Raw genomic sequence first — 24515 nt, forward strand, 5'->3', positions numbered from 1 at the left:
GCGGTTCAGGGACGGTTTTCTCGAAATATGTACCGAGCGATTAGCGCGAATACAACTCAACGATCAGGGATTCGTTGATGTCGGCGCCAAACTCATCACGGTCAGGCACCTTCTTGAAGATGCCTTCAGCCTTGTCGGCATTCACTTCCACCCAGGCAGGCATACCCACTTGTGCGGCCAGTTGCAGGGCTTCCACAACGCGGTTTTGCTTCTTCGACTTTTCGCGCACAGCCACAACGTCACCCGTCTTCACGAGGTAGGAAGCAATGTTCACGGACTTGCCGTTCACGGTAATCGCCTTGTGCGACACCAGCTGACGGGCTTCAGCGCGGGTCGAACCGAAACCCATGCGGTACACGACGTTGTCGAGGCGGGATTCCAGCAGGAACAGCAGGTTGGCGCCGGTATTGCCCTTCTTGCCTTCAGCAGCTTCGAAGTAACGGCGGAATTGCTTTTCCAGCACGCCGTACATGCGCTTGACCTTCTGCTTTTCGCGCAGTTGCAGACCGTAGTCAGAGGTACGGGCACCCGAGGTGCGGCCGTGTTGACCAGGCTTGGAGTCGAACTTGGACTTGTCGGCGATCGAGCGACGGGCGCTCTTCAGGAACAGGTCCGTGCCTTCACGGCGGGAGAGTTTGGCCTTGGGGCCGAGGTAACGTGCCACTTGAGCTTCCTTTGTGTCATCTGCCGCAAACCATTGCGGGAGCCGCCTGAGGCGCTTGCGCGTTCACAGGCGGCGGTGGGCTTAGAGAGATTAGATACGACGACGCTTCTGAGGGCGGCAGCCGTTGTGCGGCACTGGCGTCACGTCAGAAATCGACGTGATACGGATGCCCAGGGCACCCAGTGCGCGGACCGAAGATTCACGGCCAGGACCGGGACCCTTGATTTCAACGTCAAGGTTCTTGATACCTTGATCGATGGCAGCGCGGCCGGCCACTTCCGAAGCCACTTGGGCTGCGAATGGGGTGGACTTGCGCGAGCCCTTGAAACCTTGTCCACCGGACGATGCCCACGACAAAGCATTGCCTTGGCGATCAGTGATCGTGATGATGGTGTTGTTGAACGACGCGTGCACGTGTGCAATACCGTCCGAAACGTTCTTCCGGACCTTCTTGCGAACGCGCTGAGCTGCGTTATTGGCAGGAGACTTAGCCATGATGATCTTTCAATCTTTATTTCTTCAGTGCAGCTGCACCCTTGCGCGGACCCTTGCGAGTGCGAGCATTGGTACGGGTGCGCTGACCACGCATTGGCAGACCGCGGCGATGGCGGAAGCCACGATAGCAGCCGATGTCCATCAAACGCTTGATGTTCATCGTGGTTTCGCGGCGCAGGTCACCCTCAATGGTGAACTGCTCGATTTGCTCGCGAATTTTTTCCAGATCGCCGTCCGTCAGATCTTTGATCTTCTTGGAGTAAGCGATACCAGTTGCTTCGCAAATCTTGCGAGCGCGGGTGCGACCAATGCCAAAAATGGCGGTCAAACCGATTTCCGCGTGCTTGTGCGGCGGAATGTTAATGCCAGCGATACGTGCCATATGCGTCCTCTAATACTTTCCAATCAACCTTGGCGCTGCTTGTGACGCAGATCCGTGCAGATCACGCGCACCACACCCTTGCGGCGGATGATCTTGCAGTTGCGGCAGATTTTTTTGACCGAAGCCGAAACTCTCATTGCATTCTCCTAAAACTTTTCCATCCGTCCCGGCTGCTTCGCACGGAACACAATTTGTGCCCGCGAAAAATCGTGGGGCGCCAACTCAACCGATATTCAGTTCCTTGCAGGCAGTGTCGCAAGTGCTGCACTGCCTTCCTCATCATCAACCGCCTGCGTTGCCCTTGAAATTGGCTTTCTTGAGCAGCGACTCATACTGTTGCGACATCATGTAGTTCTGAACCTGGGCCATGAAGTCCATGGTCACCACCACAATGATCAACAGCGAGGTTCCACCAAAGTAGAACGGAACGTTGTACTTCAAGATCAGGAACTCTGGCAGCAAGCACACGAAGGTGATGTACACAGCGCCTGCCAATGTCAGGCGCACCAGGATCTTGTCGATATAACGGGCCGTCTGTTCACCTGGGCGAATGCCTGGAATGAACGCACCGCTCTTCTTCAGGTTGTCTGCAGTTTCACGGCTGTTGAATACCAGAGCCGTGTAGAAAAAGCAGAAGAAGATGATGGCTGCTGCATAGAACATCACATAGATGGGCTGACCAGGAGTCAGCGCACCCGAGATATCCTTCAACCAGCGCATCGATTCACCAGCACTGAACCAGTTCACCACCGTTGCCGGCAGCAAAATGATCGACGAGGCAAAGATCGGAGGAATCACGCCTGCCATGTTCAGCTTCAGGGGCAGGTGCGACGATTGGCCACCATAAACCTTGTTGCCTACTTGCCGGCGAGCGTAGTTCACCAGTATCTTGCGCTGACCCCGCTCGACAAACACCACGAAGTAAGTCACTAGACCAACGACGAGGACGATGAAGATAGCGGCCAGAATGCTCATGGCACCCGTACGAACCAGCTCCAGAAGGCCACCAATCGAACTAGGCAACCCAGCGGCAATGCCCGCAAAGATCAGGATCGAGATCCCGTTCCCCAAGCCACGCTCAGTGATCTGCTCACCAAGCCACATCAGGAACATCGTGCCAGCCGTCAAGCTGACCACAGCGGTCATGCGAAACCCGAAACCCGGGCTCAGGACCAAACCAGCAGAGCTTTCCAGCGCCACGGCAATTCCCAGCGACTGGAACAGGGCCAAGCCCAACGTGCCATAGCGGGTGTACTGAGTGATCTTCCTGCGACCGGCTTCGCCTTCCTTTTTCAACTGCTCGAATGTGGGAACCACATAGGTCATCAGCTGCATGATGATCGACGCCGAAATGTACGGCATGATCCCCAGAGCGAAAACCGTGAAGCGCGACAGCGCACCACCGGAGAACATGTTGAACAGGTTCAGGATGCCGCCTTGCTGGCCACTGAAGAGCTGCTGGAGTTGGGCTGGATCGATGCCTGGCACAGGGATATGAGCCCCAATGCGGTACACGACCAGCGCAAGCAACAGAAAAACCAGACGACGACGGAGGTCGCCGAATTTACCGGTCTTTGCAATTTGAGCCGCGCTAGTAGCCACAGATGCCTTCCTTCAGAGCCACACTCAGGCGACGCTGCCGCCAGCAGCTTCAATCGCTGCTTTGGCACCAGCCGTAGCACCCACGCCATTGAGCTTGACAGCCTTGGTCAGGGAACCGCTCTTGATGACCTTCACCACCTTGGCCAATTCGCCAACCAGGCCTGCTTGCTTCAGAGCGAGGACATCCACTTCGGCCAGGCCGAGTTGATCTAATGCCGTCAGCGTCACTTCTGCGTTGAACTTGAGCAAGTGCGACTTGAAGCCACGCTTTGGCAAGCGGCGCTGCAAAGGCATTTGACCGCCTTCGAAACCAACCTTGTGGTAGCCGCCGGCACGAGACTTCTGACCCTTGTGACCACGGCCAGCGGTCTTGCCCAGGCCGGAGCCGATACCACGGCCTACGCGGCGCTTGGCATGCTTGGCGCCGTCTGCGGGCTTGATGCTATTGAGTTCCATGATCTATCTCTCAGAGGACTTTGACCAGATAGCTGATCTTGTTAATCATGCCGCGCACTTCGGGCGAGTCCTGCAGTTCGCTCACGCTGTTGAGCTTGCGCAGACCCAGGCCACGAACGGTGGCGCGGTGCGATTCCTTGGTGCCAATCGGGCTGCGCACCAGTTGAATCTTGACGGTTTGTTGCGTTGTCATTTTCAAGCTCCGGTTCAGGCGAAGATGTCTTCGACTGTCTTGCCGCGCTTGGCCGCCACATTCGACGGGGTGGTCGAATTGACGAGCGCGTCAAACGTTGCACGGACCATGTTGTACGGATTGGACGAACCATGGCTCTTGGCCACGATGTCAGTCACACCCAACACTTCAAAAACTGCACGCATAGGGCCGCCAGCGATGATGCCGGTACCCTTTGGAGCAGGTGCCATCATCACAACAGCAGCGCCATGGTGGCCGGTCACATTGTGGTGGATGGTGCCGTTCTTCAACGAGACCTTGACCATGTTGCGACGAGCTTCTTCCATAGCCTTTTGCACGGCAGCTGGCACTTCTTTCGACTTGCCCTTGCCCATGCCCACGCGGCCGTCACCGTCGCCAACCACCGTCAGTGCGGCGAAACCGAGAATACGGCCACCCTTCACGACTTTGGTCACGCGGTTGACCGCGATCATTTTTTCGCGCAGACCGTCGTCTTGACCTTCGTTCTGCACTTTGGGTTGAAATTTAGCCATTTTGTATTCCGCTCCGCTTAGAACTGCAAGCCAGCTTCACGGGCTGCGTCGGCCAAAGCCTTGACGCGACCGTGGTAAGCAAAGCCTGCGCGATCAAATGCAACCTTCTCGACACCTGCAGCCTTCGCCTTTTCAGCGATACGCTTGCCGATGATTTGGGCTGCTGCGGCATTGCCACCCTTGCCCGAACCACCGAGCGACTTGCGCACGTCGGCTTCCGCCGTGGATGCACTTGCCAGCACCTTGCTGCCGTCGCCGGAGATCACACTGGCGTAGATATGGAGGTTCGTACGGTTCACCGTGAGACGTGCCACGCCTTGCTGTGCAATGCGGATGCGGGTCTGGCGCGAACGACGAAGACGCTGCTCTTTCTTGGTCAACATGTTGCAGCTCCTTATTTCTTCTTGGTCTCTTTGATCGTGATCTTTTCGTCCGCGTAGCGGATACCCTTGCCCTTGTAGGGCTCAGGTGGACGAACAGCACGAATCTCAGCAGCGATCTGACCGACACGCTGACGATCAGCACCCTTGATCACCACTTCCGTGGGCGTCGGGGTGGCAACCGTGATGCCTGCGGGCATTTCGATATTGACCGGATGCGAATAGCCAACAGCCAGATTCAGCTTAGAGCCTGAGGCAGCAGCTTTGTAGCCCACGCCTACCAGGCTCAGCTTCTTTTCAAAGCCCTTGCTAACACCGACCACCATGTTGTTGACCAACTGGCGAATCGTGCCGCTCATGGCATTGGCTTCGCGGGATTCGTTAGCAGGCTCAAAGCTGAGCTTACCGTCATTGCTGGACACTTTCACCAGCGCGTTTTGCGCCAGCGACAGAGCGCCACCAGTACCCTTGACAGAGATCTGGTCATCTTTCACGGACACATCCACGCCTGCGGGGATGGTCACGGGCATTTTTCCTACTCGGGACATTTCAGTTTCTCCTCAATGCCGCGGGTTAGGCCACGTAGCAGAGCACTTCGCCACCGACACCGGTAGCACGCGCCTTGCGATCAGTCATCACGCCCTTGGGCGTCGTGACAATTGCCACACCCAGACCGTTCATGACTTGTGGAATGGAATCACGGCCTTTGTAGACACGCAGGCCAGGGCGGCTGACGCGCTCAATGCGCTCAATCACGGGGCGACCTGCGTAGTACTTCAGGGCAATTTCGAGTTCCGACTTGCCGGCTTCGGTTTTCACCTGGAAGCCGTCGATATAACCTTCGTCCTTCAGCACCTGGGCGATGGCAATCTTCACTTTGGAAGAAGGCACCAGAACCGTGGCCTTGGCGACCATCTGTGCATTACGGATGCGGGTCAGCAAGTCAGCGATGGGATCACTCATGCTCATGTTTAATCTCTCCTGCCTGCTTACCAGCTGGCTTTGGTGACACCGGGGATGTCGCCTGCAAAAGCCAGTTCGCGGATCTTGGCGCGAGCCAGACCGAATTGACGGAAGGTGCCACGTGGACGACCGGTGATTTCGCAACGGTTGCGCTGACGCGTCGGGTTGGCGTTGCGAGGGAGCTTTTGCAGGCCCAAGCGGGCTGCATCGCGCTCTTCATCGCTGCGCTTGGCATCGCCAGCGATTGCCTTCAGTTCCGCATACTTGGTTGCGTACTTGGCTGCCAGTTTTTCGCGCTTCAGTTCGCGCTGGATCAAAGCTACTTTAGCCATGCTTCGCCTCAGTTCTTGAACGGGAAACGGAAACCAGCGAGAAGCGCCTTGGCTTCTTCGTCGGACTTGGCCGTCGTGGTGATGCTGATATTGAGACCGCGCAAGGCGTCGACCTTGTCGTACTCAATTTCAGGGAAGATGATCTGTTCTTTGACGCCGATGTTGTAGTTGCCACGACCATCGAACGCGCGACCAGAGATACCACGGAAGTCACGAACGCGAGGCAGAGCCACGGTCACGAAACGGTCCAGGAACTCATACATCTGCACGCCACGCAGCGTGACCATGCAACCAATGGCCTGGCCTTCGCGGATCTTGAAACCAGCGATAGCCTTCTTGGCCTTGGTCACCACAGGCTTTTGACCAGCAATCTTGGTCAGGTCAGCCACAGCGTTGTCCATCACCTTCTTGTCCGAGACTGCCTCGCTCACGCCCATGTTCAGCGTGATCTTGGTCAGACGGGGAACCTGCATCGGCGAGGTGTAGCCGAACTGTTTAGCCAGTTCGGGAGCGATCTTGTCGCGGTAAATTTCTTGGAGTCGTGCCATGTTTACCCCTTAGGCCGCCTTGATTTCAGCACCGCTGGACTTGAACACGCGAATGCGCGAACCGTCAGCCTGCACCTTGATGCCCACGCGATCAGCCTTGCCCGTAGCAGCATTGAAGATGGCCACGTTGGACTGATGAATTGGCATGGACTTTTCAACGATGCCGCCCGTCGTACCCTTCATGGGGTTTGGCTTGGCGTGCTTCTTGACCAGGTTGATGCCATCGATGACCACGTAGGAGTCATCCTTGCGCAGCGACACCGTGCCGCGCTTGCCCTTGTCACGGCCGGTCAGCACGATGACTTCGTCGCCCTTGCGAATCTTGTTCATGGCGCGTCCTTAGAGAACTTCAGGAGCCAGAGACACGATCTTCATGAACTTCTCGGTACGCAGTTCACGCGTCACGGGTCCAAAGATACGGGTGCCGATAGGCTCCAACTTTGCATTCAGCAACACTGCGGCGTTGCCATCGAATTTGACGAGCGAACCATCGCCGCGACGAATACCCTTCGCCGTGCGAACCACCACTGCACTGTAAACCTCGCCTTTTTTGACGCGGCCACGTGGAGCGGCTTCTTTGATGCTCACCTTGATGATGTCGCCAACGCTTGCATAGCGACGCTTCGAGCCACCCAGCACCTTGATGCAAAGGACGGACTTGGCGCCGGTATTGTCGGCAACCTCTAACCGAGATTCTGTCTGGATCATTTCAATATTCCCAACTTGCACCAGAAGACAACAGCCCCAGAGAACTTCTCAAGGGCTGCAAATCAGCCAGTCAGTCTTGGGCCCGTCGTCCGCACCGCAAACCATTTGCAGCACTTCCCGCTGGGCAGAAACTTCACGTAGGAAACGCGAAGCCCTCGATTATTGCAAAAGACTTTTACGAAGTCAAGCGCCCCATCAGGCCGGAACCTGCAAATACTGTTGCGCCAGCTCCAAAAAGGCATCCAGATGGGGGTCGGCACCCAGCTCCGCACGCAGGATGTCAGCGACCGCTGGGGCTAGCTCGATGGCCTTGCGGGCATCGAGGAACAATAACCGGGAGCGGCGGGCCAACACATCCTCTACCGTGCAGGCGTATTCGTAGCGGGCGGCAAAGCGCACCATGGCTTCTGTCAGCCCCCCACCAAGATCGGTCTGCGCACCGGCAATGTCCCGGACAACCGCCGCCTCGCTCCCGTAGGAGTGCAGTCCCTGAGCATCACTGATGCGATGTTGAACAGCCCCTTCAGGGGTTCCCACCAAGGGCAAATGATTGGTCACTCCCGACGGTTTTTCCGGCAGCAGGCCCGTGGTGAAGCATTTTTGCAACACATCTTCAGCCATGGCGCGGTAGGTGGTCCATTTGCCTCCCGTCACGGTGATCAGGCCACTGCGACTGGCGAGCACGGTGTGCTCGCGGCTGATTTTCTTGGTGTTGTCACCATCGTCGTCCTGCGGCTTCACCAGCGGGCGCAGGCCCACCCAGATACTCCGGATGTCTTCCACCTTGGGCGCACGGGTGAGGTAGCGCGCCGATTCGTCCAGGATGAACCGGACCTCTTCGCGGAAAGGCTGCGGCTCACGCACGATGTCCTGGCGCGGACTGTCAGTGGTCCCGAGAATGAGCTTTCCCAGCCACGGCACGGCGAAAAGAACCCGGCCATCGGCCGTCTTGGGAACCATCAGGGCATGGTCGGACGGGAGAAACTCCCGATCCACCACGATATGCACCCCCTGGCTGGGCGCCACAATGGGCTTGACGGGGCGGCCTATGGCCTCTCCGTCCATCTGGCGCAGGGCATCCACCCATACGCCGGTGGCATTCACAACCGTACGCGCGCGCACGGTGAACTGCTGGCCACTGTCTGCGTCTTCACACACAAAGCCTGCAACCTTGCCAGCTTCGTGAATCAACGACCGCGCAGGGCAGTAGTTGACCACCAGGGCGCCCAGGCTGGCGGCCGTTCGCGCCAAGGCCAAGGCCAGGCGGGCGTCATCAAACTGTCCGTCCCAGTACTTGACGCCACCCTTGAGGCCTTCCGGGCGGGCCGTGGGCAGGCACTCCAACGTGCGTGCGCGCCCCATGAATTCGGTGGCGCCCAAGCCCGCTTTCCCTGCCAAAGCGTCGTACATCTTGAGGCCGATACCGTAAAACGGCGCCTCCCAAAAGTGGTATGACGGCATCACAAACGGCAGGGGTTGCGCCAAGTGGGGCGCGTTGTGAAGCAAGGTGGTGCGCTCATGCAACGCCTCGCGCACCAGTGCGATGTTGCCTTGCGCCAGGTAACGAACACCGCCGTGTACCAATTTGGTCGCCCGGGACGAGGTTCCCTTGGCGAAGTCATGCGAGTCCACCAAGACCACGCTGAACCCTCGGGCCGCCGCATCCAGCGCCACCCCCAGGCCTGTAGCCCCACCGCCAATCACAGCCAGGTCATAGTGGTGGGGCTGGGCCAAACGCGCCAAAAGGTCGGCACGCCGTGTGGGAAGGGGAGCAGAGGCAGTAGTCATGGGGTGATTGTCCATGGGCGAAGCAAAAAATAAGGGTTTACCCTTGAATTTTTGTCACTTCGGGGGGAGATCCGGCCCCAGGCCTCCAAAGGCACTGGGGACGGTCTTGAATGAAAAGGCAGCCAGAGACCTTGTGAGCCACGGCTGCCTGAAGCATCGTCACAGTAAGCAGGACGGTGGGTTAAACAGGCTTACCGCGCCTTGCCATCCTTCCAGGCCTGCAACAGGGTGCCGTACGCAATCGTCTGACCCTTTGGCTTCTCATTGGCCAACTTGGCCCATGGCGCTTGCTTGTCGCTCAGCCACTTGGCGGTGTCGCTCTTGGGGTTGAGCTTGGGAGCGCAATGGGCCATCCCAGCGCGTTCCAGACGGGCCATCACCTGGTCCATTTCGTCGGCCAGCGTGTCCATGGCGCCTTGGGGCGTCTTTTCACCCGTCACGGCCTGGGCTACGTTCTTCCACCAGAGCTGGGCCAGCTTGGGGTAGTCAGGCACATTGGTGCCAGTGGGCGACCACGCCACACGGGCAGGGCTGCGGTAGAACTCCACCAGACCACCCAGCTTGGGCGCCATGTCGGTCATGGCCTTGGACTGGATGTCGGATTCGCGGATCGGGGTCAGGCCCACCATGGTCTTCTTCAGCGACGTGGTCTTGGCCGTCACGAACTGTGCGTAGAGCCAGGCGGCTGCCGTCTTGTTGGCATCGTGGTCCTTGAAGAAGGTCCAGCTGCCCACGTCCTGGTAGCCGTTTTGCATGCCTTGCTTCCAGTAGGGGCCGTTGGGGCCAGGGGCCATGCGCCACTTGGGCGTGCCGTCGGCATTCACCACGGGCAGGCCGGGCTTGGTCATGTCGGCCGTGAAGGCGGTGTACCAGAAGATCTGCTGCGCGATCTGGCCCTGGGCGGGCACGGGGCCGGCCTCGCCAAAGGTCATGCCCGTGGCTTCCTTGGGCGCGTATTTCTTCATCCAGTCCACGTACTTGGTGAGGGCGTAGACGGCTGCGGGCGAGTTGGTCGCACCGCCACGGGCCACGCTGGCGCCCACGGGCGTGCACTTGTCGTCGGCCACGCGGATGCCCCATTCGTCGATCGGCAGGCCATTGGGCGCGCCGATATCGGCCGTGCCAGCCATGGACAGCCAGGCATCGGTGAAGCGCCAGCCCAGGGATGGGTCCTTCTTGCCGTAGTCCATGTGGCCGTAGATCGGCTTGCCGTCGATGTTCTTCACGTCGTTGGTGAAGAACTCAGCGATGTCTTCGTAGGCGCTCCAGTTGAGCGGCACGCCCAGGTCGTAGCCGTATTTGGCCTTGAACTTGTCCTTGATGTCCTTGCGGTCGAACAAATCGGCACGGAACCAGTACAGGTTGGCAAACTGCTGGTCAGGCAGCTGGTACATCTTTCCATCGGGGCCAGTCGTGAACTTGGTACCGATGTAGTCCTTAAGGTCGATGCCGGGGTTGGTCCATTCCTTGCCAGCAGCGCCCATGTAGTCGGTCAGGTTCAGGATCTTGCCGTAGCGGTAGTGCGTGCCGATCAGGTCAGAGTCCGAGATCCAGCCGTCATAGATGGACTTGCCCGACTGCATGGAGGTCTGCAGCTTCTCGACCACGTCGCCTTCCTGGATCAGGTCGTGCTTGACCTTGATGCCGGTGATTTCCTCGAACGCCTTGGCCAGCGTCTTGGATTCGTATTCGTGCGTGGTGATGGTTTCGGACACCACCGAAATTTCCTTCACGCCCTTGGCCTGGAGTTTTTTGGCTGCGTCGATGAACCACTTCATCTCGGCCATCTGCTGGTCTTTATTCAGCGTGGATGGCTGGAATTCGCTGTCGATCCACTTCTTGGCCTCGGCCTCGCCGGCCCAGGCAGCCTGCCCCATCGCCAGAGCCGCGGCGGCGAAAGCGATCGCCTTGAACTGCATCTTCATTGCTGTCTCCTCTCAGATTGAGACCCCCATTGGTAGACCGGCACCAACCCGGGGGGGAACCAGGCCAGGCCTTCGACACTACAAAAACAATAGCTACAAATGCTTACCCATCAGGCGCAAACGGCCATTTTTTCCTTAACCCTTGCGCATGATCAGCGCCAGCAGCGCCATCGACACCACAAAGCTGATCCAGATCGACGGGTCGCCCTGCAGGCTGAACCACTGGGCCAGCTTGCCGCTGATGCCCACAAAGATCAGGTTCACGTAGGCGGCCGACAGCAGCCCGATAAAAAGCCGGTCGCCGCGCGTGGTCTCCAGGGGCAGGAAACCCTTGCGCATGGTCGTGGGCGACTTGATCTCCCACACCGTCATGCCCACCAGCATCAGCACGATGCACGTAAAGAACACTGCCACCGGCAGCGTCCAGGCCATCCAGTCAAACATGTCGCTGCCTCCTCAAACCCGCCCCATCGCAAAGCCTTTTGCGATGTAGTGGCGAACAAACCAGATCACGATGGCACCCGGCACGATGGTCAGCACCCCCGCCGCCGCCAGCGTCGCCCAGTCCATGCCCGACGCACTCACGGTGCGTGTCATGGTGGCCACGATGGGCTTGGCGTTCACGCTGGTCAGCGTGCGGGCCAGCAGCAGCTCCACCCAGCTGAACATGAAGCAGAAGAACGCCGCCACGCCCACACCAGCCTTGATCAGCGGCAGGAAGATGGTCATGAAAAAGCGCGGGAAGCTGTAGCCATCGATGTAGGCCGTCTCGTCGATCTCGCGCGGGATGCCGCTCATGAAGCCTTCCAGAATCCACACCGCCAGCGGCACGCTGAACAGCAGATGCGCAAGCGCCACGGCGATGTGCGTGTCCATCAGACCCACCGTGGTGTAGAGCTGGAAGAAAGGCAGCAGGAACACGGCCGGCGGCGTCATGCGGTTGGTCAACAGCCAGAAGAACACATGCTTGTCGCCCAAGAAGCTGTATCGCGAAAACGCATAGGCCGCTGGCAAAGCCACGGTGAGCGTGATCACCATGTTGATGGTGACGTAGATCAGGCTGTTGATATAGCCCGAGTACCACGACGCATCGGTAAAGATGGTCTTGTAGTTGGCCCAGGTGAAGTTCTGCGGGAAGAACGAGAAGCTCGACAGGATCTCCTCGTTCGTCTTGAAGCTCATGTTGACCATCCAGTAGATGGGCAACAGCGCGAACAGCAGGTACGCAATCAGGAACAGCGTGCGCTTCTGGAAACGTTTTTCATTCATGGCCGGCTCCTTCGTCGCTGACGGTGCCCACGCGCTGCATCCAGTTGTAGAGGATGAAACACAGCAGCAGGATGATGAAGAAATAGATCAGCGAGAACGCTGCGGCAGGGCCCAGATCGAACTGACCGACCGCCTTGGTCGTGAGGTACTGCGAGAGGAAGGTGGTGGCATTGCCCGGCCCGCCCCCCGTGAGCACGAAGGGCTCGGTGTAGATCATGAAACTGTCCATGAAGCGCAGCAGCACGGCAATCATCAGCACGCCGCGCATCTTGGGCAGCTGGATGTAGCGGAACACCGCAAACTTGCTCGCGCCGTCGATGCGGGCCGCCTGGTAGTACGCGTCGGGGATGGAGCGCAGCCCGGCAAACGCCAGCAGCGCGACCAGCGGCGTCCAGTGCCACACATCCATCAGCAGCACCGTGAGCCAGGCCTGCGTGGCGTTGCCGGTGTAGCTGTATTCAATGCCCATCTCCTGCAGCATCCGGCCCATCAGACCAATATCGGCACGGCCATAGATCTGCCAGATGGTGCCCACCACGTTCCAGGGGATCAACAGCGACAGCGCCACCACCACCAGCACGGCGGACGACTTCCAGCCCTGCGCGGGCATGGACAGCGCCAGCAGGATGCCCAGCGGAATCTCCACCGCCAACACAGCCAGCGAGAAGGTGATCTGCCGCCACAAGGCCGCGTGCAGCTCCTCATCGCGCATCACGGCGGCAAACCATTCGGTGCCGACAAACACGCGGCGCTCGGGGGAGATGATGTCCTGCACCGAGTAGTTCACCACTGTCATCAATGGAAGAATGGCCGAGAAGGCCACGCAGATGATGACCGGCAGGATCAGGAACCAGGCCTTCTGGTTCACGGGCTTGGTCGTCGTGCTCATGCCAAAAGCTCCTCATTCTGGTAGTAGCAGGTGTGCTCACCCAGCACCTGCAGCCACACCGTGTCGCCCGCCGAGGGCAGTCGCGTCTCGGGGCTGAAGCGGGCCTTGAGCGTGTGCTCGCCCACCTTCGCGGTCAGCATCAGGTAGGTGCCGATGTCCTGCACTTGCGCCACCATGCAGGCAATGGCGCCGGGTTGCTCTGCCGATGCCAGCGCCAAATATTCGGGCCGAATACCCACCTGCACCGGGCCCGTCGGCAAAGTACGTCCCACAGGGGCGTGCAGGCGGTGGCCGACGATGCTGAGCTGGCCTGCATCCACCTGCGCGGGCAAAAAGTTCATGCCTGGGGAGCCAATGAAATGCCCCACAAACACATGCTGGGGCCGCTCGAACAGCGCATCGGCCGAGCCCACCTGCACAGCGCGGCCACGCGTCATGACCACCACCTGGTCCGCAAAGGTCAATGCCTCGACCTGGTCGTGCGTCACGTAGATCAGTGTGAGCTTGAGCTCGTGGTGGATCTGCTTGAGCTTGCGCCGCAGTTGCCACTTGAGGTGCGGGTCGATCACCGTGAGCGGCTCGTCGAACAGCACCGCCGCCACATCGGCGCGCACCAGGCCACGGCCCAGTGAAATCTTCTGTTTCTGGTCTGCCGACAGCCCTGCGGCCCGCAGGTTCAGCTGATGACTCATCTCCAGCATCTCGGCAATCACGCCCACGCGCTGCTTGATCTGCACCTCGGGCACCTTGCGGTTGCGCAGCGGAAACGCCAGGTTCTCGGCCACCGTCATGGTGTCGTAGATCACCGGGAACTGGAACACCTGCGCAATGTTGCGCTCCTGCGGGCTGGCACGGGTCACGTCGCGGCCATCGAACAGTACCTTGCCGTGCGAAGGCACAAGCAGACCCGACATGATGTTGAGCATGGTCGTCTTGCCGCAGCCCGAAGGACCCAGCAGCGCATAGGCACCGCCATCCTCGAACTCCATCTTCAGGGGCAGCAGCGCGTAGTCGCTGTCCTGCTGCGGGTTCGGCTTGTACGAATGCGCCAAGTCCAGACTGATGCGGGCCATCTCAACGCCCTCCTTGTACAGCGTTCGGGCGCGCGGGCGCCCATGCCAGCCGGCCGTCAGCACCAAACACATAGGCCTGGGCCGGGTCCAGGTGCAGCGTGATGGGCGTGCCCAGTTCAAAGTAATGCACCCCGGTCAACTGCGCCACCAGGTCGCCCCAGGGCGTGGCCGCGTGCACGAAGGTGTCCGAGCCCGAAATTTCGGCCAGCTCGACCACTCCGCCCACGCTGATGTCGCCCGGGCGAGCCACCACGCGCAGCGCACTGGCGCGCACACCCACCGTGAGCCCTGCCGCCGTGGCCACACCTTGCGGCAGGTGCACGGCCAGCTCCACCCCGCCCTGCAGGCGCACACCGGCAGTGGCGGCCGAGGCAGCAATGAGGTTCATCGGCGGGTCGCTGAAGGCACGCGCCACACGCAGCGAGTTGGGCGCATGGAACACCTCGGCCGTGGGGCCGTACTGCAGCAACTGACCTTCGTCGAGCACAGCGGTGTAGCCGCCGAGCAGCAGGGCCTCGCCCGGCTCGGTGGTGGCATACACCACAGTGGACTGGCCTGCAGCAAACAGCTGTGTCAGTTCTTCGCGCAATTCTTCGCGGAGCTTGTAGTCCAGGTTCACCAGCGGTTCGTCCAGCAGCATCAGCGGCGCACCCTTGGCCAAGGCGCGGGCCAGTGCCACGCGCTGCTGCTGCCCACCCGACAGCTCGGCCGGGTAGCGGTCGAGGAACATGTCGATGTGCAGGCGGCTCGCAATTTCGCGCACACGGGCGTCGATGTTCTTTTCGCCGCGCAGCTTCAGGGGCGACGCAATGTTGGCCGCCACCTTCATGGAGGGATAGTTGATGAACTGCTGGTACACCATGGCCACGTTGCGGTCGCGCACGGGCATGCCGGTCACGTCCACGCCATCCACCATCACGCGCCCGGCCGTGGGCGTATCGAGCCCCGCCATGATGCGCATCAGGCTGGTCTTGCCCGCCTGCGTGGCGCCCAGCAGCACCGTGACGGCGCCGCTGTGCAGCGCCAGGCTCATGTCGTGGAGCCAGGTCTGCGGCCCTACCTTCTTGCTGATGCTGTCCAGTGCCAGCTGCATCACGCAACCTTTCTAATGGCCCCTGGGGGCTGTGTGGATCTGGCTTTCTGCTGCGCACGCAGCAAAGTGCCTCGTTTTCGATTGCGTTCATTTTTGTTCTTTTTTGATCGTATCGAATCAAGGTTTACCCTTAATAGGTTCCTTTTTGTTCGATTTAAAGTATCTACACCCCATAAGCCGATTGATTCGCGTGAATACGAACCCCCGACAACTGCTGCTTCTCGAAGAAGTCCGAGCGCGCAAGTCCGCCACGGTGGAACAACTGGCAGACACCCTGGGCGTGACCCTGCAGACCGTGCGACGTGACGTGCAGCGCCTGGCCGAGTCCGGCCTGCTCACGCGCTTTCATGGTGGCGTGCGCGTGCCCAGCTCCACGGTGGAAAACCTGGCCCACACCCAGCGCGAGACACTGCACGCCGAAGGCAAGGCCCGCATCGCGCGCGCCGTGGCCGAACAAGTGCCCAACGACTGCTCGCTGATCCTGAACATCGGCACCACCACCGAGGCCATCGCCAAAGCCCTGCTGCACCACCGCGGCCTGCGCGTGATCACCAACAACCTGAACGTGGCCGCCATCCTGAGCGGTAACCCCGAGTGCGAGGTCATCGTGGCCGGAGGCGTGGTGCGCGCCCGCGACCGGGGCATCGTCGGCGAAGCGGCGGTGGACTTCATCCGCCAGTTCAAGGTGGACATTGCGCTCATCGGCATCTCGGGCATCGAGCCCGATGGCTCGCTGCGCGACTTCGACTACCGCGAAGTGAAGGTGGCGCAAACCATCATCGAACACGCACGCGAGGTCTGGCTGGCGGCCGACTTCAGCAAGTTCAACCGCCCAGCCATGGTGCAACTGGCCACACTGGCGCAAATCGACCGCCTGTTCACCGACGCGCCGCCGCCTGAGCCGTTTCCGGCGTTGCTGCAAGACGCCGAAGTCGTTTGCACTGTGGCCGCTTGATCACCTGACATTCACCATGACCTACCTGCTCGCACTCGACCAAGGCACCTCCAGCTCCCGCAGTATCGTTTTCGACGAAGGCGGCCACATCGTGGCGCAGGCCCAGCTGGAGCTGCCGCAGATCTACCCCCAGCCCGGCTGGGTGGAGCACGACCCGCTGGAGATCTGGCGCACGCAGCTGGCCACCGCGCGCGATGCGCTGGCCAAGGCGGGCATTGCCGCGAGCGCCGTGCGCGCCGTGGGCATCACCAACCAGCGCGAAACCACGGTGCTGTGGAACCGCAAGACGGGCCAGCCCGTGCACCACGCCATCGTCTGGCAAGACCGGCGCGCCGAGCCCGCCTGCGCCCAGCTGCGCGAGCAGGGCCATGCAGCCACCATCCAGGCCAAGACGGGCCTGCTGGTGGATGCCTACTTCTCGGGCACCAAGCTGCAGTGGCTGCTGGACCATGTGCCCGGCGCCCGCGACGCGGCAGAGCGCGGCGAGCTGGCCTTTGGCACGGTGGACAGCTGGCTGATGTGGAAACTCACCCACGGCAAAGTGCACGTGACGGACATGAGCAACGCCTCGCGCACCATGCTATTTAATGTGCACACCAACCAGTGGGACGACGAACTGCTGGCGCTGCTGCGCATTCCCAAGGCGCTGATGCCCGACGTGCTGCCGTCCAGCGCCCACTTTGGCGACATCGCGGCCGACCTGCTGGGCCACAGCATCCGCATCGGCGGCGTGGCGGGCGACCAGCAAAGCGCACTGTTCGGCCAGGCCTGCTTTACGGCGGGCATGGCCAAGAACACCTATGGCACGGGCTGCTTCATGCTCATGCACACAGGCGGCACGTTCCAGACATCGCAAAACGGCCTTCTCACCACCAGCGCAGCGCAGGCGACGGCGCAACCTGAATTTGCGATGGAAGGCAGTGTGTTTGTCGGTGGCGCCGTGGTGCAGTGGCTGCGCGACGGCCTGCGTGCCATCTCTACCAGTAACGAGGTGGAATCGCTGGCGCAGAGCGTGCCCGATTCGGGCGGCGTGATGATGGTGCCCGCCTTCACCGGCCTGGGCGCCCCGTACTGGAAACCCGACTCGCGCGGCACCATCACCGGCCTCACACGCGGCACCACGCTGGGCCACATCGCCCGCGCGGCGCTGGAAAGCATCGCCTACCAGAGCGCCGCCCTGCTGCTGGCCATGAGCCGCGACGCCGTGGCTGCCGGCGGCGCGCCCGTGAGCGAACTGCGCGTGGACGGCGGCGCCTGCATCAACGACCTGCTGATGCAGTTCCAGGCCGACCTGCTGGGCATTCCGGTGGTACGGCCTGCCGTCATCGAGACCACGGCGCTCGGGGCCGCGTACCTGGCCGGGCTGTCGAGCGGCGTGTACCGCAGCACGGATGAACTCTCGCAGCTCTGGCGCGCCGACCGGCGCTTTGTGCCCACCCTCAGCAGCGCGCGTGCGCAGGAGCTGATGGCGAACTGGGAACACGCAGTTCGCCAAACGACAGCCGATTGAACCCGCCGCGCGCCGGGTGGCAGCGCGGCGGCGCTACCATCGTGGCCCCTGTTGTTGCCACCTTGCACCTCCCATGAGCCAAACCGCCGCACCCCCCTCGCTTCCCACCATCGCTTTCATTGGCGGCGGCAACATGGCCAGCGCCATCATTGGCGGGCTGATCCACCAGGGCCACCCGGCCAGCCAGATCGAGGTGGTCGAGCCCTGGGCCGACGCGCGGGAGGCTCTGCGCAAGAACTACGGGATCGAGGCCCAGGCCGAAGCGGGCCCGGCCCTGAAGCGCGCGCGCATCGTGGTCTGGGCCATCAAGCCCCAGACCTTCAAGGACGCCGCCGCCCAGGCCAAGGCGCACACCCAGGACGCCCTGCACCTGAGTGTGGCCGCCGGCATCCGCTCGGACAGCATCGCCCAGTGGCTTTCCACCGAGCGCATCGTGCGCACCATGCCCAATACACCGGCGCTGGTGGGCAAGGGCATGAGCGCGCTATACGCTCGCCCCGCCGTGGACGCAGCCGAACGCGCACAGGTTGAGGCCATCATGGCGTCTACCGGCGAGTACCTGTGGGTCCAGACCGAAAAGCAGCTCGACGCCGTGACCGCCCTCTCGGGCTCGGGCCCGGCGTATGTGTTCTATTTCCTCGAAGCCATGACCCGTGCGGGCACCGGCATGGGCCTTACCGAGCAGCAGGCGCACCAGCTGGCCGTGGGCACCTTTGTAGGCGCCTCCGAACTGGCACGCCGCTCCGACGAGCCCCCGGCTGTGCTGCGCCAGCGCGTCACGTCCAAGGGCGGCACCACCTACGCGGCGCTGCAGTCCATGGAAAACGATGGTGTGGGCGCAGCCTTTGAACGCGCCATGGAAGCCGCACGCCAGCGCGCCGATGAACTGGGCAATGAGTTCGGGGGCTAGGGATGCTCTGCATGAATCGAGCGATGTGTGCGCTGCGGATCGGGTTGAACTGCAAGGCGCAAAACGCAGCGATAGCCGTAGCTATCGCGAGGCGTTTGCAACGCGACAGGCCGCCCGAGCCCGCAGAGGCACACGCCGCGATGGTTCGTGAAGAGCATCACTAGGTATGCCCCAGCTCCTGCAGCCCTGGGAAGCCTGGCACCACACTTCGTGCGCAGCCGACAGCACCGTGGTGGTTCCGGACGGATGCCGTGACCTGATCCTGCACGCCCTCCCCCACCAGCCACCCACCTGGTTTGTGACCGATCTGGCAGACAGCACCTACACCGTGTCCGGCACGGTGGGCGAGCGCTACTGGGGGTTTCGCATGCAGCCGGGCACACAGATAGATTCGCAACGCCTGCTGGCCCTGCTGCAGAACCAGCCCATGAACGACGCCCACGATGCCCTGCCCCTGCTGCACGACTGCGTGGTGCTGGATACGCGGGTGGCCGACGCCCTGCAAAGCCTGGCGCGCCACAGCGAGGTGGCCCAGGCAGCACGGCAACTGGGCGTGTCGGAGCGCACCCTGCAGCGCCTGATACAGGCCGCCACCGGGCGCCCCCCGGCCTATTGGAAGTGCCTGGCCCGCGTCCGCCGTGCTGCGCAGGCGCTGCCAGCCGCCGCCTCGCTCGCAGAATGCGCGGCGGACCATGGCTACACCGACCAGGCTCACATGACCCGCGAATTTGGGCGCTGGTTGGACCGCGCACCCGCAGCAGTGGTGGCTTCGCCCCAGTGGCTGGCGGCTATTGGCGCTTCGGGCTATTGCTGAGGGAGCACGCCAATCCAAGGTAGTGGGACACCTGCTTGGCAGTCAGGTCTCCTGGCGTGTGCAATTTGATATGCCTGCGCTGTTTGCCAGCGCCCTCCAGCACCTTGAATGCGTCCGGCAGCTGGGCGCCATCGCCAAACTCCAGCGACACATGCCGGGTGTACGCGAACAGACCACAAAAAGGCTGGGGAGCCGAAAAGAGGATGCCGCCGTATTTGACCTCCTCGCGCACATCGGGCCCCAGAGCGAGAACAAGGGCACGGGCGCCCTGCAGCACGCTGTGTTGCTCGGGATGGCGCTGCTGGATGTCCTGCAGCAGTTGGTTGACGCGGTCTTCGGTCATGGATAAAGGGGTGCAAAAAGGGATCTGAATGAAAGCTGCAGGAGGGCTCGCGGCTCCCAGTCAATGTAGCGAATGGCGTGGAAACCGGCTTGTAAAAACCCGCCACAACCGTCACAGACCAGCCCGGCCGCGCGCCGCAGTCAGCCCGTCAGCCCCAACCACCGCAGCAGATAGCTGCCCGCAATGCCCGCAAACACCGTGGCGCCCAGCCAGTGGTTGATGCGAAAGGCCTTGAAGCAACCCTCGCGGGTGCGGGTGCGGATCAGCGTGAAATGCCACACGGCCTGGGCCAGCGCCGCCGCAATCGCTATATAAAAGATAGCTCCTAGTGCATAAGGGGAAAGCGCTACCGCCCAAATACCGACAAAGAGCAGGTAGAACAGCACAATGCCCGCCACATCAAAGCGCCCCAGCGTGATGGCCGAGGTCTTGATGCCGATCTTGAGGTCGTCGTCGCGGTCCACCATGGCGTATTCGGTGTCGTAGGCCAGCACCCAGAACATGTTGCCCAGCCACATCCACCACGCCACCGCAGGCACGCTGCCCTGCACGGCGGCAAAGGCGATGACGATGCCGAAGTTGAACGCAATGCCCAGCACTGCCTGAGGCATGGAAATGATGCGTTTGGTGAAAGGGTAGGCAATGGCCACCAGCACGGCGGGCACGGACCAGAGGATGGCGGCAGTGTTGGTGGTGAGCACCAGGCCAAACGACACCAGCGCCAGCACGGCGCCCAGGCCCAGCGCCTCCTTCACCGACACCGCACCGGTGGTGACTGGGCGCTGTGCCGTGCGCTTGACGTGCTTGTCAAAGTCGCGGTCGGCCACATCATTCACACAGCAGCCCGCGCTGCGCATAAAGAAAGTGCCCAGCACAAATACGGCCAGCAAGTGCCAGCCTGGAAATCCATCGGCTGCGACCCACAGCGCTGACAGCGTGGGCCACAGGCACACCAGCCAGCCTGCAGGGCGGTCCCAGCGGATCAGGTCGAGGTAGAGCGAAGAACGACTCCGAGCAGTGACAGGGTGCGGCGACATGGTGGGGTGATCGAAAGCAAAAAAAGAGGCTCGGCAGCAGGGCGCTGCTACGGGTGGAGGACCACGGGCGCACCGAATGTAGCAGCAGCGCCACCGACCATCGCGCACCACGCCCAGACAAAGCAACAGCGCCCTACTTGCGCGTAAAACCCGTTACAGTCTTCGGTCCTCCCCCAACGCACCCGCCCTTTTGGGGCCTCAACGCATGCCCCATACCTCGACCTCTCAGGCCGCCACGCGTTTTGCTATTCCCCGCGGAATGCTGGTGGGATTTGTGATTGCCGCCCTCGCCACGGTGCTGATCGCGCTGGTGAACTTCCGCACCTCACAGGTACGAACCCATGCAGTGCAGGCCATGGACGAAACCACGGTGACCATGCGCCACCTCAACCTGTTCGTGTCCTCGTTGAAAGATGCTGAGACCGGGCAACGCGGGTACCTGCTGACGGGAGACGACACCTACCTGCAGCCCTACAACCTGTCCCTGGGCGCCATGGAGCGCAACATGGCGCGCCTCAAGGAGCTGACGGACGACAGCGCCGTGCAGCGCCGCCTGGTGCTGCAGATTGACGACCTGCGCCACGAAAAACTGCGCGAGCTGGGCGAGACCATTGAACTGCGCCGCTCAAAGGGCCAGGAGGCCGCCGTGGCCGTGACCCGCAGCGATACCGGCCGGGTGCTGATGGACCGCATCCGCGACCTGGCGTCGGACCTGTCCACGCTGCTGAACCAACAGCTGGAAAGCGACCGCAAGCAGTGGGTAGAGGCGGCCTCGATGTCCACCTACTACTCCTGGGGCGGCTCGTTCGTGCTGCTGGTGCTCATCTGCCTGTCGGCCGCAGCCAACGCGCGGGACTACCGCCTCAAGGCCCAGCAGTCATGGGTGTCGGCGGGCCTCAACGGGCTGAGCCAGCGCATCCAGGGCGACCACCGGCTGGAAGACCTCGGCCAGCTCACGCTCGAATACCTGGCGCAGTACCTGCGCGCCGCCGTGGGGGCAGGCTATGTGGCCGACTGCAACGGCGCGCTCACCCTGTTTGGTGGCTACGCACTGCCGCGCGAAAGGCTGGAGCAGCGCCTGCTGCCCGGCGAGGGCCTGGTGGGCCAGGTAGCACGCTCGCGCCAGATGCTGCATGTGCGCGATGTGCCCGCCGACCACCTGATGGTGTCGTCCAGCACGGGCCAGTCGGCGCCGACTGAACTGCTGCTGGCCCCCGCCATCGAGAACGGAGAAGTCTTTGCCGTGATCGAACTGGGCTTTCAACGCCCGTTGACGGAGCCCGAGCGCACCCTGATGGAACGCGCCTCGGGCATCCTGGCAGTGGCGATCCGCGCGGGGATTGACCGCAACCGCCTGGAAGCCTTGCTGGAAGAAACCCAGCGCCAGTCCGAAGAGCTGCAGACCCAGCAAGAAGAACTGCGTGTGAGCAATGAAGAGCTGGAGCAGCAAAGCCGCATCCTGCAAGAGTCGCAAGCCCAGATGGAGGTGCAGCAGACCGAGCTGGAACAAACCAACGCCCATCTGGAGACCCAGACCCAGCAGCTGGAATACCAGCGCGAGCAACTGCTGCGCGCGCAAAGCGCCATGACCGACAAGGCCCGCGAGCTGGAGCTGTCCAGCCAGTACAAGAGCGAGTTTCTGGCCAACATGAGCCACGAGCTGCGCACGCCGCTCAACTCCACCCTGATCCTGGCCAAGCTGCTGGCAGACAACAAGCCCGGCAACCTGAGCGCCGACCAGGTGAAATACGCGCAGACCATCTACGCGGCGGGCAACGACCTGCTGGCTCTGATCAACGACATCCTCGACCTGTCCAAGATCGAGGCCGGGCAGGCCACTGTGTCGGTGGAAACGGTGACGCTTTCCAAGGCCCTGCAAACGCTGATCGACCCACTGCGCCCGCTGGCGCAAGAAAAAGGTCTGACGCTCACGGCCACCGTCGCGCCCGACGCACCCGCCACGCTGGACACCGACCCGCAGCGCCTGGGACAGGTGCTCAAGAACCTGCTGTCCAACGCGCTCAAGTTCACCGAAAAGGGCTCGGTGGCGCTGCACGTGTCGCTCAACCCCGACGACACCCTGTCGTTTGCCGTGAAGGACACCGGCATCGGCATCCCGGCGCACCAGCAGGAACTGATCTTCGAGGCCTTCCGGCAGGCCGACGGCAGCACCCACCGCAAGTACGGCGGCACGGGCCTGGGCCTGTCGATTTCGCGCGACCTGGCGCAGCTGCTGGGCGGGTCGATCCACGTTCACAGCACGCCGGGCGAGGGCAGCGTCTTCACCCTGGTGCTGCCCCAGAAGCTGGTGCCTTCATCGCCGGAAGCAGAACCTACGGCGCCGCTGGCTGCCGCAGTACCTGCTCGCGCGCCTGCACCGGTCGTCGCCCCTGCTCCTTTTACCCCTGCGTTGCCACCCTCAGCGGCGCCTCTCGCGTCGCCAGTCCCGCGCCGCGCGAGCGCCCGCAGCATTCTGGTGATCGAGGACGACGAGCGCTTTGCGCAGATCCTGAGCGACCTGGCGCGGGAGATGGACTTCGACTGCCACCTGGCCCACAACGCCGCCGACGGCCTGGCGTATGCGGTGCACAGCTTGCCCAGCGCCATCGTGCTGGATGTGAACCTGCCCGACTTCTCGGGCCTGGGCGTGCTCGACCAGCTCAAGCGCAACCCGGCCACGCGCCACATCCCGGTGCATGTGGTCTCGGTGGCCGACTACTCACAAGAAGCCTTGGGCCGGGGAGCCGTGGGCTACGCCCTCAAGCCCGTCAAGCGCGACGAACTGGTGCACGCGCTGCAACGGCTCGAAGCCAAGTTCACCCAGAACCTGCGGCGTGTGCTGGTGGTGGAGGACGACGAGCGCCAGCGCGAGAGCGTGCGCCACCTGCTCACCAACGACGACGTGGAGATCGTGGGCGCCGGCACGGCAGCCGAGACGCTGGCACACCTGCGCGGCTCGACCTTTGACTGCATGGTGATGGACCTGAACCTGCCCGACCTGAGCGGCTACGAACTGCTGCAGCAGATGACCGAGCAGGACGGCGTCTCCTTCCCGCCCGTCATCGTGTACACAGGCCGCGCCCTGTCGCGCGACGAGGAGCAGCAGCTGCGCCGGTTCTCCAAGTCCATCATCATCAAGGACGCCCGCTCGCCCGAGCGGCTGCTCGACGAGGTCACGCTGTTCCTGCACCAGGTGGAGTCGGAGCTGTCGGCAGAGCACCGCCAGATGCTGCAGGTGGCCCGCAACCGCGAGACCGCACTGGAAGGCCGCAACGTGCTGGTGGTGGAAGACGATGTGCGCAACGTGTTTGCGCTCTCCAGCATCCTGGAGCCCACCGGCATCCGCGTGGAGATTGCGCGCAACGGCCTGGAGGCCCTGCGCGCGCTGGAGCGCGCCGGCAGTGGCGGCCTGCCCGCCATCGACCTGGTGCTGATGGACATCATGATGCCGGAGATGGACGGCTACACCGCCATGCGCGAGATCCGCAACCGCCCCGAGTGGCGCCGCCTGCCCATCATCGCCCTGACCGCCAAGGCCATGAAGGACGACCAGGAAAAATGCCTGGCCGCCGGGGCCAATGACTACATCGCCAAGCCGCTGGACGTGGAGAAACTGCTGTCCCTCGTGCGGGTGTGGATGCCCAAGTAGGCCC

At 62.1% G+C, this 24515-nt stretch carries 29 protein-coding genes; 5 read left to right on the top strand and 24 right to left on the bottom strand.

Annotated features, from left to right (window positions below):
* Positions 1–40: 40 nt before the first annotated feature.
* The 22 genes from rpsD to EXV95_RS13955 form a co-directional block, all read right to left on the bottom strand.
* Complete coding sequence (rpsD, locus tag EXV95_RS13850) at positions 41–664, bottom strand: 30S ribosomal protein S4 (protein ID WP_055395681.1); 624 nt, start codon at positions 662–664, stop codon at positions 41–43.
* Positions 665–754: 90 nt separating this feature from the next.
* Positions 755–1159: a 30S ribosomal protein S11 gene (gene rpsK / locus EXV95_RS13855; protein WP_005793662.1), complete on the bottom strand. Its 405-nt coding sequence runs from the start codon at positions 1157–1159 to the stop codon at positions 755–757.
* A gap of 16 nt (positions 1160–1175) precedes the next feature.
* Entirely contained in the window at positions 1176–1541 is a 366-nt protein-coding gene (gene rpsM, locus EXV95_RS13860; protein WP_008906516.1) for a 30S ribosomal protein S13, read from the bottom strand.
* Positions 1542–1564: 23 nt separating this feature from the next.
* Positions 1565–1678: a 50S ribosomal protein L36 gene (rpmJ, locus tag EXV95_RS13865; protein WP_005793651.1), complete on the bottom strand. Its 114-nt coding sequence runs from the start codon at positions 1676–1678 to the stop codon at positions 1565–1567.
* A gap of 145 nt (positions 1679–1823) precedes the next feature.
* Positions 1824–3143: a preprotein translocase subunit SecY gene (gene secY, locus EXV95_RS13870; protein ID WP_055395679.1), complete on the bottom strand. Its 1320-nt coding sequence runs from the start codon at positions 3141–3143 to the stop codon at positions 1824–1826.
* Positions 3144–3167: 24 nt separating this feature from the next.
* Positions 3168–3599: a 50S ribosomal protein L15 gene (gene rplO, locus EXV95_RS13875; RefSeq protein WP_055395677.1), complete on the bottom strand. Its 432-nt coding sequence runs from the start codon at positions 3597–3599 to the stop codon at positions 3168–3170.
* A 10-nt stretch (positions 3600–3609) separates the two neighbouring features.
* Positions 3610–3792, bottom strand: coding sequence for a 50S ribosomal protein L30 (gene rpmD, locus EXV95_RS13880; RefSeq protein ID WP_007861725.1), 183 nt, complete (start codon positions 3790–3792; stop codon positions 3610–3612).
* Positions 3793–3806: 14 nt separating this feature from the next.
* Positions 3807–4325 (bottom strand): 30S ribosomal protein S5, encoded by a 519-nt coding sequence (rpsE, locus tag EXV95_RS13885; protein ID WP_008906520.1) that lies wholly within the window; start codon positions 4323–4325, stop codon positions 3807–3809.
* A gap of 17 nt (positions 4326–4342) precedes the next feature.
* Positions 4343–4708, bottom strand: a complete 366-nt coding sequence (gene rplR, locus EXV95_RS13890; RefSeq protein ID WP_005793639.1) for a 50S ribosomal protein L18 — start codon at positions 4706–4708, stop codon at positions 4343–4345.
* Between the two features lie 11 nt (positions 4709–4719).
* A complete protein-coding gene (gene rplF / locus EXV95_RS13895) occupies positions 4720–5253 on the bottom strand; it encodes a 50S ribosomal protein L6 (protein WP_055395675.1) in 534 nt (177 codons plus the stop codon).
* 25 nt (positions 5254–5278) lie between these two features.
* On the bottom strand, positions 5279–5674 hold the full coding sequence (rpsH, locus tag EXV95_RS13900; RefSeq protein ID WP_008906523.1) for a 30S ribosomal protein S8: 396 nt from the start codon (positions 5672–5674) through the stop codon (positions 5279–5281).
* A 20-nt stretch (positions 5675–5694) separates the two neighbouring features.
* A complete protein-coding gene (gene rpsN / locus EXV95_RS13905; protein ID WP_007861712.1) occupies positions 5695–6000 on the bottom strand; it encodes a 30S ribosomal protein S14 in 306 nt (101 codons plus the stop codon).
* Between the two features lie 8 nt (positions 6001–6008).
* Positions 6009–6548 carry a 50S ribosomal protein L5 gene (rplE, locus tag EXV95_RS13910; protein ID WP_055395671.1) on the bottom strand — a complete coding sequence of 180 codons (540 nt, stop codon included), beginning with the start codon at positions 6546–6548 and terminating at the stop codon, positions 6009–6011.
* A 9-nt stretch (positions 6549–6557) separates the two neighbouring features.
* Positions 6558–6878: a 50S ribosomal protein L24 gene (gene rplX / locus EXV95_RS13915; RefSeq protein WP_055395669.1), complete on the bottom strand. Its 321-nt coding sequence runs from the start codon at positions 6876–6878 to the stop codon at positions 6558–6560.
* Positions 6879–6887: 9 nt separating this feature from the next.
* The gene (rplN, locus tag EXV95_RS13920) at positions 6888–7256 is read right to left on the bottom strand and encodes a 50S ribosomal protein L14 (protein ID WP_007861702.1); all 369 of its coding nucleotides are present in this window, start codon (positions 7254–7256) and stop codon (positions 6888–6890) included.
* A gap of 195 nt (positions 7257–7451) precedes the next feature.
* Complete coding sequence (locus EXV95_RS13925; protein ID WP_176887296.1) at positions 7452–9044, bottom strand: glycerol-3-phosphate dehydrogenase/oxidase; 1593 nt, start codon at positions 9042–9044, stop codon at positions 7452–7454.
* Positions 9045–9235: 191 nt separating this feature from the next.
* Positions 9236–10969 (bottom strand): ABC transporter substrate-binding protein, encoded by a 1734-nt coding sequence (locus EXV95_RS13930; RefSeq protein WP_121508363.1) that lies wholly within the window; start codon positions 10967–10969, stop codon positions 9236–9238.
* 135 nt (positions 10970–11104) lie between these two features.
* Positions 11105–11413, bottom strand: a complete 309-nt coding sequence (locus tag EXV95_RS13935) for a DUF2160 domain-containing protein (RefSeq protein WP_176887297.1) — start codon at positions 11411–11413, stop codon at positions 11105–11107.
* Positions 11414–11425: 12 nt separating this feature from the next.
* On the bottom strand, positions 11426–12238 hold the full coding sequence (locus tag EXV95_RS13940; protein WP_176887298.1) for a carbohydrate ABC transporter permease: 813 nt from the start codon (positions 12236–12238) through the stop codon (positions 11426–11428).
* Entirely contained in the window at positions 12231–13127 is an 897-nt protein-coding gene (locus tag EXV95_RS13945; protein WP_100408926.1) for a carbohydrate ABC transporter permease, read from the bottom strand. Before EXV95_RS13945 ends, EXV95_RS13940 begins: the two co-directional genes overlap by 8 nt.
* Positions 13124–14200 carry an ABC transporter ATP-binding protein gene (locus tag EXV95_RS13950; protein ID WP_176887299.1) on the bottom strand — a complete coding sequence of 359 codons (1077 nt, stop codon included), beginning with the start codon at positions 14198–14200 and terminating at the stop codon, positions 13124–13126. Before EXV95_RS13950 ends, EXV95_RS13945 begins: the two co-directional genes overlap by 4 nt.
* A 1-nt stretch (position 14201) precedes the next feature.
* The gene (locus tag EXV95_RS13955; protein WP_176887300.1) at positions 14202–15293 is read right to left on the bottom strand and encodes an ABC transporter ATP-binding protein; all 1092 of its coding nucleotides are present in this window, start codon (positions 15291–15293) and stop codon (positions 14202–14204) included.
* A 190-nt stretch (positions 15294–15483) separates the two neighbouring features.
* Between EXV95_RS13955 and EXV95_RS13960 the strand changes: the two genes are divergently transcribed.
* From EXV95_RS13960 to EXV95_RS13975, 4 genes are all read left to right on the top strand, one after another.
* Positions 15484–16248 (top strand): DeoR/GlpR family DNA-binding transcription regulator, encoded by a 765-nt coding sequence (locus EXV95_RS13960; RefSeq protein WP_055395745.1) that lies wholly within the window; start codon positions 15484–15486, stop codon positions 16246–16248.
* Positions 16249–16264: 16 nt separating this feature from the next.
* Positions 16265–17758 (top strand): glycerol kinase GlpK, encoded by a 1494-nt coding sequence (gene glpK, locus EXV95_RS13965; RefSeq protein WP_176887301.1) that lies wholly within the window; start codon positions 16265–16267, stop codon positions 17756–17758.
* Between the two features lie 73 nt (positions 17759–17831).
* Positions 17832–18668: a pyrroline-5-carboxylate reductase gene (proC, locus tag EXV95_RS13970; protein WP_176887302.1), complete on the top strand. Its 837-nt coding sequence runs from the start codon at positions 17832–17834 to the stop codon at positions 18666–18668.
* A 166-nt stretch (positions 18669–18834) separates the two neighbouring features.
* Positions 18835–19482 (top strand): helix-turn-helix domain-containing protein, encoded by a 648-nt coding sequence (locus EXV95_RS13975; RefSeq protein WP_176887303.1) that lies wholly within the window; start codon positions 18835–18837, stop codon positions 19480–19482.
* Here the strand turns inward: EXV95_RS13975 and EXV95_RS13980 are convergent.
* Both EXV95_RS13980 and ubiA read right to left on the bottom strand, forming a co-directional pair.
* Complete coding sequence (locus tag EXV95_RS13980; protein ID WP_176887304.1) at positions 19457–19825, bottom strand: DUF1801 domain-containing protein; 369 nt, start codon at positions 19823–19825, stop codon at positions 19457–19459. The two genes, EXV95_RS13975 and EXV95_RS13980, sit on opposite strands and share 26 nt — an antisense overlap.
* A 140-nt stretch (positions 19826–19965) precedes the next feature.
* Positions 19966–20862, bottom strand: a complete 897-nt coding sequence (ubiA, locus tag EXV95_RS13985) for a 4-hydroxybenzoate octaprenyltransferase (protein WP_176887305.1) — start codon at positions 20860–20862, stop codon at positions 19966–19968.
* Positions 20863–21067: 205 nt separating this feature from the next.
* Here ubiA and EXV95_RS13990 point away from each other — a divergent pair, with 205 nt between their 5' ends.
* Positions 21068–24511 carry a response regulator gene (locus EXV95_RS13990; protein WP_176887306.1) on the top strand — a complete coding sequence of 1148 codons (3444 nt, stop codon included), beginning with the start codon at positions 21068–21070 and terminating at the stop codon, positions 24509–24511.
* The last annotated feature ends 4 nt before the right edge of the window (positions 24512–24515 follow it).

Origin of the sequence: Acidovorax sp. JMULE5 (assembly GCF_013376875.1) — a bacterium.
Classification (GTDB): Bacteria; Pseudomonadota; Gammaproteobacteria; order Burkholderiales; family Burkholderiaceae_C; genus Acidovorax; species Acidovorax facilis.